Annotated in this window: 4 protein-coding genes; all 4 read left to right on the top strand. The window is 71.4% G+C overall.

All coding sequences use genetic code 11. From position 1 onward, the window contains the following. The first annotated feature begins 4 nt into the window (after positions 1-4). The 4 genes from AC0666_RS17150 to AC0666_RS17135 all read left to right on the top strand — a co-directional run bounded on the left by AC0666_RS17150 (position 5) and on the right by AC0666_RS17135 (position 20112). Positions 5-4930 carry an amino acid adenylation domain-containing protein gene (locus AC0666_RS17150; RefSeq protein WP_478707858.1) on the top strand — a complete coding sequence of 1642 codons (4926 nt, stop codon included), beginning with the start codon at positions 5-7 and terminating at the stop codon, positions 4928-4930. Further along, a complete protein-coding gene (locus AC0666_RS17145; protein ID WP_478707857.1) occupies positions 4927-18384 on the top strand; it encodes an amino acid adenylation domain-containing protein in 13458 nt (4485 codons plus the stop codon). The genes AC0666_RS17150 and AC0666_RS17145 overlap by 4 nt, the downstream gene beginning before the upstream one ends. Further along, positions 18381-19646, top strand: a complete 1266-nt coding sequence (locus AC0666_RS17140) for an MFS transporter (RefSeq protein WP_478707856.1) — start codon at positions 18381-18383, stop codon at positions 19644-19646. Before AC0666_RS17145 ends, AC0666_RS17140 begins: the two co-directional genes overlap by 4 nt. A gap of 133 nt (positions 19647-19779) precedes the next feature. Further along, complete coding sequence (locus tag AC0666_RS17135; RefSeq protein ID WP_053788475.1) at positions 19780-20112, top strand: ArsR/SmtB family transcription factor; 333 nt, start codon at positions 19780-19782, stop codon at positions 20110-20112.

Below are 20112 nucleotides of genomic sequence, written 5' to 3'. Positions count from 1 at the left end.
AGCAGTGTTGAGTCCCCTTCTCCACCACCGTGTTGCGCTGCGGGCAGCCCAGTCGCCCAGCGCCGTCGCCGTGATCGACGGTCAGCGGCACCTCACGTACGCAGAACTGGAAGAGCGCGCCGGCCTGCTGGCCGGCCACCTGCGTGCCCAGGGCGTCGGCCCGGAAGGCCTCGTGGGCGTCCTTCTGCCCCGGGGGCTCGACCTCGTGGTCGCGCTCCTCGGCATCTGGAAGGCCGGAGCCGCCTACGTACCGTTGGACACGACCCACCCCGCCGACCGTGTGCGCCGCCTGCTGTCCGACACCGGCGCCTCTGTCGTGGTCACGGACGCGGCAGCGGCCGGGATACTCGCCGGCACCGGGGCGCGCCCCCTGATCGCCGCCGACGCCCTCGCCGGTCCTGCCGCCGCGCAGCCGGAGGCCGCGCCCTGTCCAGAGGCCGAAGGGGCCAACGCGGCATACGTCCTGTACACCTCGGGCTCGACCGGGGAGCCCAAGGGCGTCGTCGTCACGCAGGCAGGCATCACCAACCACATCGACTGGAAGATCCGCCTGCACCGCATCGACGAGCATGACCGCGTGCTCCAGCGCACGCCGGTCAGCTTCGACGCGGCGGTATGGGAGTTCTTCGCCCCCCTGGCCGCGGGTGCCACGCTCGTCATGGCGCCGGCCGGCGCGGAGCGCGACGCGAAGGTGATCGCGGGTGCGGTCGCCGAGTACGGGGTGACCATCCTGCAACTGGTCCCGTCGGTGCTGCGGCTGCTCATCGAGGAGCCGGCCTGGGGGACGTGCGACTCGGTGCGCCTGCTGCTGTGCGGCGGCGAGCCGCTGCACGCCGAGCTGTTGGAGCGGGTGAAGGCCGAGGTGTGGAACGCCTACGGCCCGACCGAATGCACCGTCGAGGCTTCCGCGGGCCACCACGACCCGGCGCTCGCGGCCGGTCAGGTGCCCATCGGACGTCCGGTCGACAACGTGCGACTGCTGGTGCTGGATCCGTCCGGGGACCCGGCCGCGTTCGGAGTGCCGGGGGAACTCTACGTCGGTGGGGCCGGCGTCGCCCGCGGCTATCTCGGGCGCCCGGCCCAGACGGCGGAGCGGTTCGTCCCAGACCCGTACGGTGAGCCGGGGAGCCGGCTGTACCGTACCGGCGACCGCGTCCGCTGGCGCGAGGACGGCCAACTGGAGTACCTGGGCCGCCTGGACCAACAGATCAAGGTCGACGGCGTGCGCATCGAACCCGGCGAGATCGAGGCGGTCCTGAACGCCCACCCCGAGGTGTCCGGCGCGGTCGTCTCGGCCGTCCGCGGCACGGACGGTACGGTCCGGCTCGCCGCCCACGTGCGCGGCGCCCCCTCTCCGGCGGAACTGCGCAGCCATCTCCGCGACCGGCTGCCGGCGCCCTTCGTCCCCTCCGTCTTCGTACCGGTGGACACGTTCCCGCTGCTCGCCAACGGCAAGATCGACCGAGCGGCGCTGCCGGCCCCGGTGTTCGACACGGACGGCGGCTCGTACGTCGCCCCGCGCACCGCCGCCGAGGAGACCGTCTCGCGCGTATGGACCGAGCTGCTGGGCCTGGAACGGGTCTCGGTCCACGACGACTTCTTCCAGCTCGGCGGCCACTCCCTGCTGCTGGTCCGGCTCGCCGGGCGGCTGCGCGCCGAGTCGGGCGGGGGGGACTCGATCCACATCCAAGACCTGTACGGCGCGTTCACGGTCGAGGCGCAGGCGCGGCTGCTGGACGGGGCCGGCGCCGCGCCGGCGCCGGTCACCCCGGCGGACCGCACCGGCATCCTGCCCCTGTCCTTCGGCCAAGAGCGGCTGTGGTTCCTGGACCGACTGACGCCGGGCAGTGCGGAGTTCACCGTGCCGCTGTTCGTACGGCTGCAAGGTCGGGCCGACCTCGGAGCAGTCCACGACGCCCTGCGGGCACTCGTGGCCCGCCACGAGATCCTGCGCACCCGCTACCCGTCGGTCGACGGCGAGCCGCGCCAGGTGATCAGCGCGGAGGTCGCCTGCGAGCTGCGGGAGGCCGCGACCGGAGACCTGGCGGCCGAGGCACGGGCCGAGATGGGTCTTGGTTTCGACCTGGCCGAGGGGCCGGTGTGGCGGGCACTGCTGATCCACGCCGAGGACGGCGACGTACTGCTGCTGACCCTGCACCATCTGGCGTGCGACGGCTGGTCGGCCGTCCTGCTGGAGCGTGACTTCCGAGCCCTGTACGCGGGCGAGGTCCTGCCCGTCCCGGCGCTTCAGTACGCCGATCACGCGGTGTGGCAGCGCCGGGAGCTGACGGACGAGCGGATGGCCGCCGGACTCGCCGCGTGGCGCGCGGTACTGGACGGCTGCGAGCCGCTCCAGCTGCCGACCGACCGGCCGAGGCCCGCCCTGCGCGACGGCCGGGGCGCCGTGGTCTCCTTTACGGTGCCGGCGGACGTGGCCGACGCCGCCCTCGCCGTCGGCCGGGAGCAGGGTGCCACGCCGTTCATGACGCTGGCGGCCGCGTACTGCGTGCTGCTCGCCCGGCACACGGGCCAGTGGGACCTGACGATCGGCACGCCGGTGGCGGGACGGCTGCGCCCGGAGACCGCCGAGATACCGGGCTTCTTCCTCAACTCCCTGACGCTGCGCTCCCAGGGCGCTCCGCAGGAGACCTTCGCCGAAGCCGTGGCCCGCACCCGGGCGGCGAGTCTGTTCGCCTTCGCGCACCAGGACGTTCCGTTCGAGCGGGTCGTGCAGGAACTGGAGCAGGAGCGCGATCTGTCACGCACACCGCTCTACCAGGCGGCGTTCGACCTGCACGACCAGGAGCTGACCGGCGGACTGTCCGGCGGCGCCGACGCCGGCGTCATGGCGCAGGCGTGGGGCGTCGCGAAGACCGACCTGACGCTCTTCCTGCGGCGCCGCGAGGACGGCTCCTACAGCGGCGGCATCGAGTACGCCACGGCTCTGTTCGACGCTCCCACCGTGGAACGCCTCGCCGAGCACTTCGTACGCGTCCTCGCCCAGGCCGGGGCCGACCCGCACCGGCGCACCGGGGAGCTGGAGCTGCTTTCCGAGGCCGAGCATGCACAGCTGGCCCGGTGGAGCACCACCGACGCCGACTGGCCGGCCTCCCACACGCTGCGCATGTTCGAGGAGCAGGCGACGGCGACGCCCGACGCGGTCGCGGTGTCCTTCGGTGCGCTGCACCTGACGTACCGCGAGCTGGATCAGCGGGCCGCCCGCTTCGCGCGCCGGCTGTCCGGCCGCGGGGTCCGACCGGGCGACACGGTGGGCGTGCTGCTGGGGCGCGGACCGGACGTGCTCGCCGCGTTCCTCGGAACCTGGAAGACAGGGGCGGCATACGTGCCGGTCGACCCCGACTTCCCGGCCGACCGCATCGCGTACATGCTGGCCGACTCCCGTGCCACGGCGGTGATTTCCGAGCCCTCGTACGAGGCCGTGCTCGGCGAGGTGTGGCAGGGGGCACTGGTCCTCACGCACGAGGTGGCCGGGGAGGACCCGGCGTCACTCGACGTGGCGGCCGACCCGGACGCCACCGCGTACGTGATCTACACGTCCGGTTCCACGGGGCGCCCCAAAGGCGTCCAGGTGCCGCACCGCGGATTGGCCGGGCACCTGCGCTGGGCAGTGCGCGACCTGGCTTCACACGGCTCGACGGGCGCGCCGGTGTTCTCGTCGACGGCCTTCGACCTGGTGGTGCCGAACCTCTACGCGCCGTTGCTGTGCGGGCAGACCGTGCACCTGCTGCCCAGGGAGCTGCCGGTGACGGACCTGGGCCGGACACTGGCCGAGGCCGGTCCGTTCAGCTTCATCAAGCTCACGCCGGGCCATCTGGAGCTGCTCACCCACCAGCTCAGCACCGAGCAGGCGGCATCTCTCGCCTCCGTGCTGGTCGTCGCGGGGGAAGGCCTTCCGACGCGACTCGCGGAGCACTGGCGGGGGATCCTGGGTGACGGCCGGCTGATCAACGAGTACGGGCCGACCGAGGCGTCCGTCGGCTCCACCATCCACCCGGTGACGGGCGAGCAGTCCGGCGAGATCGTGCCGATCGGCCGTCCGCTGCCCGGTGTCACCACGCACGTGCTGGACGCGGAGCTGCGCCAGTTGCCGGTGGGGGTGACCGGTGAGCTGTACGTCGCCGGAGCGGGCCTGGCCCACGGTTACGTGGACCAGCCGGCCCTGACGGCGGAGCGCTTCGTGCCCAACCCGTACGGCGAGCCGGGGTCCCGGCTCTACCGGACCGGTGACCTGGCCCGGCTCCTGCCCGGCGGCGCGGTCGACTTCCTCGGCCGCATCGACGGACAGGTCAAGATCCGCGGCTACCGCGTCGAGACCGGCGAGATCGCCGCGGTCCTCGGTGCCCACCCGGACGTCCGGGAGGCGGTCGTCGTCGTCGACGAGTCCGCCGCGGGGGACAAGCGCCTGGTCGCGTACTGCGTGCCGGCCGGGGACGGACTGCCCGCCCCCGCGGTGCTGTCCGCGCACTGCGCGCAACGGATGTCGGACTACATGGTGCCTTTGCTGTTCATGGAGATCGACGCGGTGCCGCTCAACCGCAACGGGAAGGTCGACCGGCACGCCCTGCCCGCCCCCGACCTGTCGTCCGTCGTCGCCGCCGCGGGCCACCGGGCACCGCGCGATCCGGTGGAGACCCGGATCAACGAGATCTGGACGGCGCTGCTCGGCGTCGACGCCGGCATCCACGGCAATTTCTTCCAGATGGGCGGCAACTCCCTCCTGGCGGTCCGGCTCATCTCCCGCATCCAGGACGAGTTCGACGTGGACCTGCCGGTCCGCGCGGTGTTCCAGGGGCCGACCGTCGCCGAACAGGCGGCCGCCGTCGAGGAACAGATCAGGGCCGAGATCGCCGCCATGTCCGACGCCGAACTGGTGGCGGACGCGACACAGCTGAAGGGGTACGAGTCATGAGCACCGGCCAGACGAACCCGCCTGCCGGAACCGGAGCCGTCGGTGGACCGGCTGCGGAGTCGGCCACCGGCGCCACCGCGGACGCCGCCGCGCTGCGCGAGCAGCTGCTGCGCCGGCGCCTGGCGGGCGGCGGCAGGAGCCGCCGCACCGGGATACCGCGCGTCGACCGCGACAAGCCGCTCCCGTTGTCCTACGGGCAGCGCCGGCTGTGGCTGCTCGACCGGCTCGACCCGGACACCGCCGAGTACCTGGTGCCGCTCGCACTGCGCATACGGGGCGCCCTGGACGAGGACGCGTGGCGCCATGCCTGGGCCGAGGTGGTGGAGCGGCACGAGGTGCTGCGCACCCGGTACGGCACGGTCGGTGGCGAGCCCGTGCAGATCATCGACCCGGCCGGCCCGGGCGACTACGAGCTGGTCGACTTCACGGACGTGCCCGAGGCCGACCGCGAGGCACGTGCCCACACGTTCGCGGTCGAGGAGACCCTGCGGCCGTTCACGCTGGAGCACGAGTGGCCGGCCCGGCTGCGGCTGGTGAGGCTGGCCGCGGACGACCACGTGCTGGTCGTCGCCTGTCACCACATCGCGCTCGACGGCTGGTCCATCGACGTACTGCTGCGTGAGTTGCGCGGCCTCTACCAGGCTCGGATCGAGGGCCGCCCCTCCCCGCTGCCTCCGCTGGCCGTCCAGTACGCCGACTACGCGGCCTGGGAGCGTGAAACCCTGACCGAGCGCCGCAGCTACCAGGACGCACTGGTCCACTGGCGTGAGCGGCTGACCGGTGCCGCTCCGCTGGAGCTGCCCACCGACCGGCCGCGGCCGGCACGGCGGGACTGGTCCGGCGAGATGCGTCCGTTCCGGGTGGACGCGGAACTCGCCGCAAAGCTGCGCGAGATCGGCCGCGAGCAGGACGCGACCCTGTACGCCGTACTGCTCGCCGCGTTCAACGCGCTGTTGTACCGCTACACCGGAGAGCGGGACATCAGCGTCGGCTCGCCCGTCGCCGGCCGCGGCCGCCCCGAGGTCGCGAACCTCGTGGGCTTCTTCGTCAACACGCTGGTGCTGCGCAGTACGTGGGAGGGCGATCCGGTCTTCCGCGATCTGCTCGCCACCGCGCGGGAGACGGTCTCGGACGCCCTGGTCCACCAGGAGGTGCCGTTCGAACACCTGGTCAAGGAACTGGCGCCGGAGCGCGACCTGTCGCGCAGCCCGCTGTTCCAGGTGATGCTCGGGCTGCGCAGCAGCGGTTCCTTCGAGGCCACGCTGCCCGGATTGACCATGAGCGAGTTCCCCATCGGCGTCAAATCGTCCCGGTTCGACCTCACTTTGCTGATGACCGAGCGTCCGGACGGATCGCTGGACGGCGAATTCCTCTACCCGACAGCCCTTTTCGACGCGCCGACCGTGGAGCGTTTCGGTCGCCACTTCGGCCGGCTGCTGCGCTCGATTGCCGAGTCGCCCGACTCCCGGCTCTCCGCCCTCGAGATCCTCGACGTGGCCGAGACCGCGGCCCTGACCCCTGCGGGACCTGTCGTCCGCGGTGACCTCTTCGACCACGGTGTCGACCGCACCGTTCACGAGCTGTTCCAGGCGCAGGCGCGCCGTACGCCGGACGCGGTCGCCGTCGTCGCCGACGGCACGACGCTGACGTACTCCGAGCTCAACGCCTGCGCCAACCGCATCGCGCACCGGCTGCGCGCCTTGGGCGCGGGCCCCGAGACCCTGGTCGGACTCTGTTTGGAGCGCGGAGCCCACCTGGTGCCCACCCTCCTCGGCATCCTCAAGTCCGGCGCGGGATACCTGCCGCTGGACCCTGCATCACCGGCCGACCGGCTGGGCTTCGTGCTGGAGGACGCCTCCGCGCAGATCGTGATCACCCAGAGCGTCCACGAGGACAAGATCACCGCAGTCCACGCGGGCGCGACGGTCGTCCTGGACCGGGAGGATCTGAGTACCCTCCCGGAGAGCGATCCGCAGGAGCTCGCCACGCCCGACAACTTGATCTACGCGATCTACACCTCGGGCTCGACCGGCCGCCCCAAGGGCGTCGCCCTCAGCCACGCCAACGTCGCCCGGCTGCTCACCTCCGCCGAACGGCACTACGGTTTCACGGACACCGACGTGTGGCCGCTGTTCCACTCCTACGCCTTCGACGTCTCCGTGTGGGAGCTGTGGGGGTGCCTGCTGTACGGCGGCAGGCTTGTCGTGGTGCCCTTCGAGACCGCCCGCTCTCCCGAGGACTTCCTCGACCTGCTCGTCGAGCACCGGGTGACTGTGCTCAACCAGACGCCGACCGCGTTCCGTTCGCTGGTCGCCGCGGCGGGGGAGGGTGATCCTCGCCTGGACCGGCTCGCGCTGCGCGCCGTCGTCTTCGCCGGTGAGAAGCTGGAGGTGCCCGAGCTGCGGCCGTGGACCGACCGGCTGGGGCTGGAGCGGCCGGCGCTGCTGAACATGTACGGCATCACCGAGACCACGGTCCACTCGACCTTCCACAGGGTCACCGAGGCCGACCTCGACCGGCAGGCGGGCAACCGGATCGGCGATCCGCTCGGCGACCTGCGGATCTACCTGCTCGACCAGGACGGCAACCTGGCGCCCACCGGCGTGCCCGGCGAGATCCACGTGGCCGGTCCGGGCGTGGCCCGCGGTTACCTGGGCAGGCCGGACCTGACCGCGCACCGTTTCGTCCCGGATCCGTTCGGCCCGCCCGGCTCACGCATGTACCGCAGCGGCGACGTCGCCCGCCGGATGGCCGACGGGCATCTGGAGTTCGTCGGCCGTATCGACCACCAGGTCAAGATCCGCGGCTACCGGATCGAACTGGGTGAGATCGAGAACCAGCTGATCGCCACCGAGGGTGTCCAGGACGCCGTGGTGGTCGTCCGCGAGGAGACTCCCGGCGACAAGCGCCTCGTGGCGTACGTCGTCCCCGCCGAGGGTCGTGCCGTGGATCCGTCGCGCCTGCGCGACCAGCTCGGTCGCACGCTGGCGCCGTACATGGTCCCGGCCGCCTTCGTCACCCTGGAGGGCCTGCCGCTGACCGTCAACGGCAAGCTCGACAAGCGCGCCCTGCCCGCTCCCGGCGGTTCCGCCCTCGCGGTCGGAACTCGCTTCGTCGCGCCACGCACCGCCGACGAAGAGCGCGTGGCGGCCATCTGGCGGGACGTCCTCGGCCTGGACCAGCTGGGCGTCGAGGACGGCTTCTTCGACCTCGGCGGCGACTCGGTGCGGGCGGTGGCACTGACCGGTGCGCTGCGCGCCGCCGGGTTCGACGTCGCGGTCCGCGACATCTTCGAGTACCAGACGGTCGCCGCGCTGTGCGCCCATCTGTCCGGGCAGCCCGCCCTGGTGGGCGAGGAACCGCCGGTCGAGCCGTTCTCGATGATCTCCGAGCGTGACCGGGCACGCCTGCCCGAGGGCGTCGTCGACGCCTACCCGATGTCCGGCGTGCAGCTGGGCATGGTGGTCGAGATGCTCGCCGACAGCGGCGAGCGCAACTACCACAACGTCACCACCATGAAGATCACCGACGACGCCGCGTTCTCGGCCGAAGCCTTTCACCAGGCCGCGCAGATCGTGGCCGAGCGCCACGAGAACCTCCGCACCTCCTTCGAGCTGTCCGCCTACTCACAGCCGATCCAGCTGGTGCACGCCACCGCCCACGTACCCTCCGCGGTCCACGACCTGCGCGGACTGCCCGAGCAGGAGCAGGACCCGGCGATCCGCCAGTGGATGGCCGAGGAACGCGAGCGGATGTTCGACCTCGCAAAGCCTTCGTTGCTGCGCCTGACCGCGCACCTCACGGAGGACCGCGTCTGGTGGTTCTCCATCACCGAGTGCCACCCGGTGCTGGAGGGCTGGAGCTACCACCAGCTGCTCATGGAGGTCCTGCACCTCTTCCGCGCGCTGCGCGCGGGCGAGCAGCCCGAGCCGGCCGAGCAACCCGCCGTCCGGTACGCCGACTTCATCGCGGCCGAGCAGAAGTCGCTGGCCTCTCAGGAGGACCGGGCGTACTGGTCGGGCATCGTGTCCGGACGGTCGGCCCTGCGGCTGCCGGCCGGGTGGCACGGAGATCTGGGCGCACCCCGCGAGACCTACCGCACGGGCGTCCCGTTCTCCGACGTGCTCGACGAGATCAAGGCGTTCGCCGCACAGGCCCGGGTCTCGCTCAAGAGCGTGCTGCACGCGGTGCACCTCAAGGTGATGAGCATGATCACCGAGGAGGACGAGTTCTTCTCGGGTCTGGTCTGCGACACCCGGCCCGAGAAGCAAGGCGCCGACCGTGTCCACGGCATGTACCTCAACACAGTGCCCTTCCCCTTCGACCGCAGTGCGCGGACGTGGGTGGAGCTGGTCCAGCAGGTCTTCGCCAGGGAGATCGAGATCTGGCCGCACCGGCGGCATCCGATCCCCGCGATCCAGCGGGCGGCGGGTGGCGAGCGGCTGATCGACGTCTACTTCAACTTCATCGACTTCCATGTGGTCGACACCGACCTCGTCGACTACATCAAGACGATCGACATCAGTCCCAACGAGTTCTCGCTGCGGGTCACCACCCAGGCGAAGCACTTCTCGATCACCGTCAACACGCATGTGATCAGCAAGGCCAACGCGGACCGGTTGACGGCGCTTTACCGCGCCGTCCTGGAGCTGATGCTGGCCGACCCCGACGGCGACGCCTCCCAGGTCCCGCTCCTCGACGGCGAGCACGAACTGCTCGACGCGCTCAACGAGACGACGGCCGAGCGCCTCGACTCCGCCGCGCACGAACTGGTGCACGTCCACGCCCGGCTGCGCCCCGACGCCGTCGCGGTCAGCGGCGCCGGCACGTCCCTGACGTACCGCGAGCTGGACGAGCGGTCGGACCGGGTCGCGGGGCGCCTGCGCGCCCTCGGCGCGGGCCCGGAGTCGGTGGTCGGCGTCCTGCTCTCCCGTACACCGGACCTCCTCGCGGTCCTGCTGGGCATCTGGAAGGCGGGGGCCGCCTACCTTCCGCTCGACCCGGCCCTGCCGGACGACCGGATCACCTACACCCTCGCCGACGCCGGCGCCCTCACGGTCGTCACCGAGCCGACGCACGCGGGGCGGGTGGCGCGGCCCGTGCTGCTGTCCGAGGCCCTCGCCGGCCCGGTGCTCGCGCGCGAGCCCTCCGACGCGAACCGGCTCGCGTACGTCATCTACACGTCCGGTTCCACCGGTCGTCCCAAGGGCGTCGCCGTCACGCACGGTGCGCTGACGAACCTGCTCGGCGCCATGGACGGTCTGGTCGGCGCCGAGACCTGGCTGGCCTCCACGTCACTGTCCTTCGACATCTCCGGGCTGGAGCTGTTCCTGCCGCTGACGACCGGTGCCCGTGTCGTGCTGGCCGGTGACGGCGAGGCGAAGGACGGCGAGGCGCTGCTTGCCCTGATCCGCGACCAGCGGGTGAGCCACGTCCAGGCGACCCCTTCCGGTTGGAAGGTTCTCCTGGAGGCCGGTTTCGACGAGCCGGGCGTCACGGCCCTCGCGGGCGGTGAGACGCTGCCCGCGCCCCTCGCCCGCGATCTGCGCGCCCGGGTGCACCGCCTGGTCAACGTGTACGGTCCGACCGAGACGACCATCTGGTCGCTGGCCTGGGAGGTCCCGGCGGACGTCACTGACGTCCTGATCGGCCGGCCGATCACCAACACGAGCGTGTACGTGCTCGACGCACGAGGTCGGCGGGTGCCGGTCGGCGTCATCGGTGAACTCGCCATCGGCGGCGCCGGTGTGGCCCGCGGCTACCTCGGCCGGCCGGACCTCACGGCGGAGCGGTTCGTCTCGCACCCTGCGGCCGACGGCGAACGGCTTTACCGTACCGGCGACCTGGTCCGGGTGCGCCCGGACGGCGACCTGGAGTTCCTGGGACGCACCGACCACCAGGTCAAGGTGCGGGGACACCGGATCGAACTGGGCGAGATCGAGGCTCAGTTGCTGGCGCTGGACCAGGTGCGGGACGCTGCCGTGCTTGCCTACGGCGAGGGCGATGACGGCCACATCCTCGTCGCCTACGTCGTCGGCAGCACCGAGGCCCTCGCGCAGCGCCTCGCCCTGGTCCTGCCCGACTACATGATCCCGGCGGTGGCGGTGGAAATGGACGCCCTGCCGCTGAACACGGCGGGCAAGGTGGACCGCCGGGCGCTGCCCGCCCCCACCGCCCGACCGGGTGCGCGCGCCTACCTGGCCCCCCGGACGGCTGACGAGCAGCGCATCGCCGTGATCTGGTCCGAGGTGCTGGGCATCGAGCGGGTCGGCGCCGAGGACGGCTTCTTCGACCTCGGAGGCGACTCGATCAAGGCGATCGGGCTGGTCGGCTCGCTGCGCGCAGCAGGCTACGACGTGTCGGCACGGGACGTGTTCGCTCACCGTACGGTCGCCGGACTCAGCGCCCACCTGAGCGGTCGGCCCGCCCCGGCCGTGTCCGAGGCGCCCACCGAGCCGTTCGCGCTGGTGCCGGAGGCGGACCGGTCTGCGCTGCCGGCCGGGCTGGCCGACGCGTACCCGCTCTCGCAGCTCCAGCTCGGCATGGTCGTCGAGATGCTGACGGGCCGGGGCGATGGCCTGTACCACAATGTGGAGGCCTTTCGGATCCGTGACGGGGTGCCGTTCTCCGCTCACGCACTGGGCGAGGCCGCCCGGCTCGTCGCGGAGCGGCACGAGATCGTGCGCACGTCGCTGGACCTGACGACCTACTCGGTGCCGCTCCAACTGGTGCATCCGACGGCGCAGATTCCGTTGACCGTGCACGATCTGCGCGGACAGGCACAGGCCGACATCACCAGGGCCGTCACCGAGTCCACCGCGCGGGAGCGGCGGTCGCCGATCGACATCGGCACCGCTCCGCTGCTGCGCATGACCGTTCACATCGCCGACGACGACAACTGGTGGCTGACGGTCGCCGAGTGCCACGCCGCGTTGGACGGCTGGAGCCACCACGGGCTGCTGACCGAGCTGGTCGGCGCGTACGGTCGGCTGCGGGACGGTGTCGACCTGCCGCAGTACGAGCGCCCCGCGGTCCGTTACGCCGACTTCATCGCGGCCGAGCAGAAGTCGCTGGCCTCCGAAGAGGACCAGGCGTACTGGAAGGGCGCCACGGCCGGCCGGCACAAGTTCACCCTGCCCGAGGGCTGGGGCGACAGCACGGAAGGCGACGGTCCCGGCACGCCGTTCCGCCTCGACGTGCCCTACCGCGACCTGGAGGAGGCGCTGCGGGCGCTGGCAGCCCGGTCCCGCACCTCGTTCAAGAGCGTGCTGCACGCCGCGCATCTGAAGGTGATGAGCCAGCTCACCGAGGAGGACAGCTTCCTCACCGGGCTGGCGTGCGACGCACGGCCCGAGGCCATCGGCGCCGACCGCGTATACGGCATGTACCTCAATACCGTGCCCTTCACGTTCGATCGAGGCGCCCGAACCTGGTCGGAGCTCGCCCAGCAGACCTTTGCCCGCGAGATCGAGCTGTGGCCGCACCGCAGGCACCCGCTGCCCGCGATCCAGCGCGCCCTGGGCACGAGCCGTCTGGTGGACGTCCACTTCACGTACCTGGACTTCCAGGCCTTTGAGACGGACATGGTCGACACGGCCGGCGCCCTCGCCGAAGGTGGCACGGAGTTCGCCCTGGCCGTCACCACGGCCGGGGGCAGCCTCACGCTCGCCACTTCCACCGGCTCGCTGAGCCGGGCCAACGCCGAGCGGATCGCCGGGATGTACCGGCTGGTCCTCGAGGCCATGGCCACCGATCCGGAGGGTGATGCCACGGCGGCGTACCTGCCTGCGGCCGAGCACGAGCTGCTGTCGGCGCACAACACCGGCGTGACAGCGGTCCGCCTGGCGGGCACCGTCGTCGAGGTGATCGAGCAGCAGGCGGCCAGGACGCCCGACGCCGTCGCCGTCGTCGGCACCGAGGACGGCGTCCGGATCTCCTACCGGGAGCTGGACGAGCGGGCCAACCGGCTCGCGCACCACCTGCGTGACCTCGGCGTCGGGCCGGACCGCTCGGTCGGCGTGCTCCTCGAACGCGGGCCCGAGCTGCTGGTCGCCTTCCTCGCCGTGTGGAAGGCGGGCGGAGCGTACGTCCCGCTGGACCCCGCCCTGCCGCAGGAACGGATCGGCTACATGCTGGGCGACTCCGGATCGTCCGTGGTGATCACCGACAGCGAGCTCGGGCTTCCGGCCCACGGCGGGCGGACCGTCGTGCTCGCCCGTGACGCAGCGGCCATCGCGGCCCGGCCGGCCACAGCGCCCAGGCGTGTCATCGACCCCGATCTGATCGCGTACGTCATCTACACCTCCGGCTCCACCGGACGCCCGAAGGGCGTCCAGATCACCCACCGCGGACTGGCCAACTACCTTTGGTGGACGGTCGAGGAGTACGCCGCATGCGGCACGGGCGGTGCCCCGCTGCTGTCCTCGACCGCCTTCGACATGGTCGTCCCCATCCTCTGGGCGCCTCTCATGACGGGGCAGCCCGTCACGGTGTTCCCGGCGGACTACCCCGTCGAGGACCTTGGCCTGCTGCTGCTGGAGAACGGGCCGTTCAGCTTCGTCAAGGCGGCGCCCGCGCTGCTCGACCTCCTGACGCAACAGCTCGGCCCGCGCCAGGCAGCGGAGATCGCCGGGATGACGGTCGTGGGAGGCGAGGCCTTCTCGACAGCCCTCGCCTCCCGCTGGCAGCGACTGTGCCGCGGGGGCCGCCAGGTCAAGCTGGTCAACGAATACGGACCGACCGAGGCCACCGTCGGCAACGCGGTGCATTTCGCCGACGGCTCGGAAACCGGTGAGCAACTGCCCATCGGCCGACCTCTCCCGAACACCACACTGCACGTGCTGGACCGGTTCATGGAACCGGTGCCGGCGGGCGTCACGGGTGAGCTCTACATCGGCGGTGACGGCCTGGCCCGCGGCTACTTGGGCCGCTCGGGCCCGACCGCCGAGCGGTTCGTACCCAACCCGTACGGTGCGCCGGGATCCCGGCTCTACCGCACCGGCGACCTGGCACGCGTACTGCCCGATGGCGGTGTGGACTTCCTCGGCCGCACCGACGACCAGGTCAAGGTCCGCGGCTACCGCATCGAGCCGGGGGAGGTCGAGTCGGCGCTCACCGCCCACCCGCTGATCCGCCAGGCCGTGGTGGTGGCCCGCGCGGCCGACGGCGGCGGCAAGGAACTGATCGGCTATGTGGTGGCGGCGCCCGGCGCCGCCCCGGCCGCGGCCGAGCTGCGTGAGCACCTCTCCGCGCGGCTGCCCGCGTACATGCTGCCGACGGCGACCGTCACGCTGGACCGCATTCCGCTGACCGCCAACGGCAAGGTGAACCGGGCACAGTTGCCCGACCCGTCATGGGGCCCTTCGGACGAGGAGTACATCACCCCGCGTTCGGCGTCGGAGGAGCGCATCGCCGCAGTCTGGCGAGACGTGCTGGGCGTGGAGCGGGTCGGGGCCGAGGACGGCTTCTTCGACCTCGGCGGCGACTCGATCAAGGCGGTCTCACTCGTCGGCGCCCTGCGCCGGGGCGGCTTCGACGTCTCGGTGCAGGACGTGTTCGCGCACCGCACGGTGGCCGGCCTCGCGCAGATCCTGGAGGGCCGCGCGGGCACCGCGGGCCCCGAGCGTTTCACGGAGCCCTTCGCCCTGGTGCCCGCCGAGGACCGGGCGGCCCTGCCCCGCGGTCTCGACGACGCCTACCCGCTGTCACAGGTCCAGCTCGGCATGCTCGTCGAGATGCTGTCGGGTGAGGGCGGCGAACGCAACTACCACAACGTCAGCTCCTTCCGGATCCGTGACGGCAGACCGTTCTCGGCGGACGCCCTGCGGGAGGCCGCGCAGATCCTCACCTCCCGGCACGACGTGCTGCGGACCTCGATCGAGCTGGACGCGTACACCGTGCCGCTCCAGCTGGTCCACCAGCGCACCGCCCTGCCCGTCGCCGTGCACGACCTGCGCGGCCTCACGGAGGAGGAACGAATCACCGCTCTGCGGGAGTTCACCGCCAGCGAGCGGCGCGAGCTGTTCGATTTGGCGAAGGCTCCCCTGCTGCGGCTGGCCGTCCACATCGGCGGAGACGGCGACTGGTGGCTGACCGCAACCCACTGCCACGCCATCCTGGAGGGCTGGAGCCACCACTCGCTCCTCACCGAGCTGATCGGCGTGTACGAGTGGCTGCGCGACGGCCTGGAACTTCTGCCGTACGAACCTCCCGCCGTCCGCTACGCCGACTTCGTCGCGGGCGAACTGGCGTCACTCGCCGATGATGCGGACCGCTCCTACTGGGAGCGGACAGTGGCCGGCCTCCCCAAGCTCACCCTGCCCGCGGGCTGGGGAGACGAGGAAGGCCCTGACACACCGTTCCGGGTGAAGGTGGCGTACCGGGACCTGGACGAGCGGCTGCGGAGCCTGGCGACGGGCGCGCGGGCGTCGATCAAGAGCGTGCTCCACGCCGCGCACCTGAAGGTGATGAGCCAGCTCACCGACGAGGATGCCTTCTTCGGCGGGCTGGTGTGTGACGCGCGGCCCGAGTCCGCGGGCGCGGAGCGCGTCTACGGCATGTACCTGAACTCGGTGCCGTTCGCCTTCGACCGCAGCGCGCGGACCTGGGGGGACATGGTCGAAATGGTCTTCGCCCGCGAGGTCGAGCTGTGGCCGCACCGCCGCCACCCGCTGCCCGCCATCCAGCGCGCCTTGGGCGGCGGTCGGATGATCGACGTACTCTTCAACTACCTGGACTTCCAGGAGCTGGAGACGGACCTGGTGGACACGGCCGAAGTCACCGGGGAGTCCACGAACGAGTTGGCCCTCACCGTCACCACGGCCGACGGGCACATCGTTCTGTCGACCTCCACCGGAACCTTGAGCCGCGTGAACGCCGAGCGGATCGGGCGGATGTACCGCGCGGTCCTGGAAGCGATGGCCGCCGGAGCCGACGGGGACGCGCGCGCCACCTACCTGCCCCGCGGGGAGCGCGACCGGCAACTGGGGGAGTGGAACAGCCGCACCGCCGAACGCCCCACCGGCTGCGTCCACGAGGTCATCGAGGAGCGGTCGCGCACGACTCCCGACGCGATCGCCGTGGTGGCCTTCGGTGGCGACGTCCAGCTGTCGTTCCGCGACCTGGACGAGTGGGCCAATCGCATAGCGCACCATCTGCGGGAGCTGGGCGTCGGCCCGGAGTCCACGGTCGGAGTGCTGCTCGACCGGAGCCCGGAACTCATCGCCGCGTTCCTCGGCATCTGGAAGGCCGGCGGCGCGTACGTGCCGCTTGATCCGGCGCTGCCCGCCGAACGGATCGGCTACATGCTGGAGGACTCGGGGGCGAGGGTGGTGCTCACCGAACAGAAGCACACCGCCGTCACGGCAGGGTTCACCGGACGTACGCTGATCGCGGCCGGCGCGGGCAGGGCCTCCACGGCCCCGGAGGCCGCGAGTCCGACGGACCCGGAGACGCTGGCCTACATCATCTACACCTCCGGTTCCACCGGCCGCCCCAAGGGTGTTCAGATCCCGCACCGCGGCCTGGCCACCTACCTGTGGTGGGCCGTGGAGGCCTACGGTGCCCACGGCACGGGCGGGGCCCCCCTGTTCTCGTCGATCGCCTTCGACATGGTGGTGCCGAACATCTACGCGCCGCTCATGAAGGGCGAGCCGGTCACGCTGCTGCCCGAGGGCTTCGCGATGGAGGACCTGGGCCGCCTCCTTTCGGAAGCGGCTCCGTTCAGCTTCATCAAGATGACTCCAGGCCATCTCGATCTGCTCACACACCAGTTGGATGCCGACCGAGCGGCCGCGCTCACCTCGCTGCTGGCCGTGGGGGCGGACTCGTTCCCGGGCCGGATCGTGGACCGCTGGTACGACCTGGTCGGCGAACACGACGGACCGCTGCTGCTCAACGAGTACGGGCCGACGGAGATCTCGGTCGCCAACAGCACGTACGACATCGACGGCCCGCGCGGGGGTGACGTGGTGCCGATCGGTCTGCCGATCCCCAACACCACGATGTACGTGCTGGACCGGTTCATGCAGCCGCTGCCGGTCGGCGTCAACGGCGAGGTCTACATCGGCGGCGCGGGGCTCGCCCGGGGGTACGCCGGACTGCCGGCCCGTACGGCGGCGTCCTTCAGGCCCGATCCGTTCGGCCCGCCCGGCTCCCGTCTTTACCGGACCGGGGACATCGGCCGGGTGCTGCCGGACGGGAACGTCGACTTCCTGGGCCGGGCCGACGACCAGATCAAGATCCGCGGGTACCGCATCGAGCCAGGGGAGGTCCAGTCGGTGCTCGCCGCCCACGAGATGCTCCGCGACGTGATCGTCGGCGTACACCGGGACAGCCTGGCGGTCTGGTACGTGCCGGTCGAGGGGGCGCTTCCCGAGCCGGCCGAGCTGGCGGCGCACTGCGCCCTCCGGCTGCCCGCGTTCATGGTGCCCTCGGTGTTCGTCGCCCTGGAGAAGGTGCCGCTGAACCAGAACGGCAAGGTCGACCGCAAGGCGCTGGTCGTGCCGGACGAGGCCGGTCCGGCACGGGAGGCGGTCGCCCCGCGCAACGCGACCGAGCGGACGCTGGCCGAGATCTGGGCTACGGCGCTGGGCGTGCCCGAGATCGGGGTGGAACACGACTTCCACGACCTCGGCGGCCACTCGCTGCTGATGCTGCGGATCGTCGCGATGGCCAAGAAGCAGGGCTTGACGATCACCCCGAGGGACGTCCTGGAGGGCCGTACGGTCGCAGGACTCGCGGCACGGCTCGAGGCGACCCCCGTGACGGCGCAGGAGCACTCCCTCGTGCGGCTCAACGCCACCACCGAGGGCATGCCGTTGGTCGTGCCCCACACCGAGGGGGGCAGCGCGCACTGGTTCCTGCCCTTGGCCGGCGCGCTGGAGGGCGAGCGGCCGCTCGTGGCGTTCGAGTGCCGCCGGACCGGCACCGTGGGCCAGATGGCGGCGCGCTATGTCGCCGAGCTGCTCGCCGTTCGTCCCCAGGGCCCGCACACGCTGCTCGGCTGGTCCTCGGGCGCCACGCTCGCGTGGGAGATGGCCCGGCTGCTGACCGAACGAGGCTCTGCCGTCCCGCGGCTGCTGCTGATCGACCCGCTCGCCGACCTGGATCCGGCTCCCGACTCGGCGCGTGTGTTTCCCGGACAGGTGGACGAGGAGGCGCGTGCGGATCTCGCCGGACATCTGGAGACGTGGCGGGCGCTGACCCGGGCGACGGGCGAGTACCGCTACCCGCCGACCGTCTCCCCGGTCCACGTGGTGGTGACCGACGAGTGCGCGGCGGGGACCCACTCGGTTTCGTGCGGTCACCCTTACGAGAAGTACCTGGCCCGCTGGGCCGAACTGGCGGGCGGGGGTTTGCGGGTGACGCGCGTGCCGGGCGGCCACGAGGACATCCTGGGAGCACCTGCCGCCGACCGGCTCGCGGAGCTGGTGCGGGACGTGATGGAGGCGTGAGCGAGCAGACCGCGACGCAGGAGCCCGCGCAGCGCCCGCAGCCGCCGGCGCTGCGCGAGAACCGCGACTTCCGGCTGCTGTGGGCCGGAGCGGGGATCTCCTTCATCGGCTCGCGGATCAGTGTGATCGCGTACCCGATGCTGGTCATCGCCCACACGGGGTCGGCGGGCGATGCGGGAGTCGTGGCCTTCTGCGCCAACCTGCCGTACGTCCTTCAGCTCCTCGCCGGGGGAGTCATAGACCGGTTGGACCGGCGCCGGTTGATGATGGCGTGCGACATCGGGCGGCTGGCAGCGGTCGGTTCGCTGGTGGCCGCGCTGCTGGCCGGGCACTTCTGGCTGGCGCACGTGACCACCGTGGCGTTCGTCGAGTCCGGTCTGACGATCCTCTACCGGATTTCGGAGCGGGCCGCCGTACGCCACCTGGTGCGGCCGGAGGACCTGTCCCGGGCGCTGTCCCGGAACGAGGCCCGTGAGCGTGCGGCGGGTCTGTTGGGGCAGCCCCTCGGCAGCCTGCTGTTCGGGCTGGTGCGCTGGGCGCCCTTTCTGTGCACGGCGCTCTCCAACGTGGTGTCGCTGTTCACTCTGCTCGTGATCAAGAGGGAGTTCGGGGCAGAGCGGGCGAGCAAGCCGTCGGGCGGGTTGAAAGGCTTCTTCACGGAGCTGAGGGTCGGCCTGGTCTGGGCATGGAGCCAGCCGTTCGTCCGGGTGCTCGCCGGGCTGATCGCGGGCACCAACATGCTCTTCGCCGGGCTCAGCCTGGCCCTGCAGTACATCGTGCGGGAGCAGGGCGGCTCCGACGGCCAGGTCGGGTTCACCATCGGCCTGATCTTCGCCCTCTCCGGCGTGGGCGGCACGCTGGGCGCGCTCACCGCCTCCTGGTGGATGCGCAAAGTGTCCCTGCCGGCCGTCGTCATCGGCTGCAACGTCGCCTGGGCCCTGTTGATGCCGCAAGTGGCCTACGTACGCGACACGGTGGCCCTTGGAGCCCTGTTCGCGGGTATGGGCTACGCGGGCGCGCTGTGGAACGTGGCGGCGGCGGTGTACCAGCAGAAGGTGACACCGGACGAGATGCAGGGCCGGCTGCTGAGTGTGGCGACACTCGTCGCCTACGGCACGGTGCCCCTCGGGGCCCTGGCCGGGGGCCTCCTGCTGGATCACTTCGGAGCCACTTGGACGGTTCTGGGGCTGGGTGGCGCGATGTGTCTGCTGGCCCTGACGGCCGTGGCCAGCCCGTCGGTTCGGAGGTTGAACGTGTCCTGAGCGGGAGCCTGACCGGTGCACCACCGCATGGACACGAAGGCCCGTACGACGCCGACAGGTCGTACGGGCCTTCGTGTTGACGGGCCATCGGGTACGTGTAAGAATCTTCTTACACGTGTTAGAGGATGTGGCCATGAGTCACGAGACTATGACAGGTGACCAGTTGCTGAGGATGCTCTCGGCGCTTGCGAATCCGCACCGTCTGCGGATCGTGGCGGCGCTGGCCGACGGACGGAACTACGTCAGTCAGCTGGCGCGCGACATGGGCATGAGCAGGCCCCTCCTGCACATGCATCTGCAACGCCTGGAGGCCGCGGGTCTGATCACCGGAGCCCTGGAAATGTCGGAGAGCGGCAAGGCGATGAAGTACTTCGAGGTCGCACCGTTCGATTTCGAGCTGAGCGCCGCTACCGTCGCCGCCCTCGTCCCGACCCTCACCGAAGACAACGAGAAGGCTGGTAAGTAG

The sequence above is a fragment of the Streptomyces sp. NPDC043680 genome, assembly GCF_056436685.1.
This window is presented reverse-complemented; position numbering and strand designations above follow the sequence as displayed.

Bases quoted from the DNA above. Each gene is read 5' to 3' on its own strand.
- AC0666_RS17145 (WP_478707857.1), top strand. From the start codon at position 4,927: ATGAGCACCGGCCAGACGAACCCGCCTGCCGGAACCGGAGCCGTCGGT.
- AC0666_RS17135 (WP_053788475.1), top strand. From the start codon at position 19,780: ATGAGTCACGAGACTATGACAGGTGACCAGTTGCTGAGGATGCTCTCG.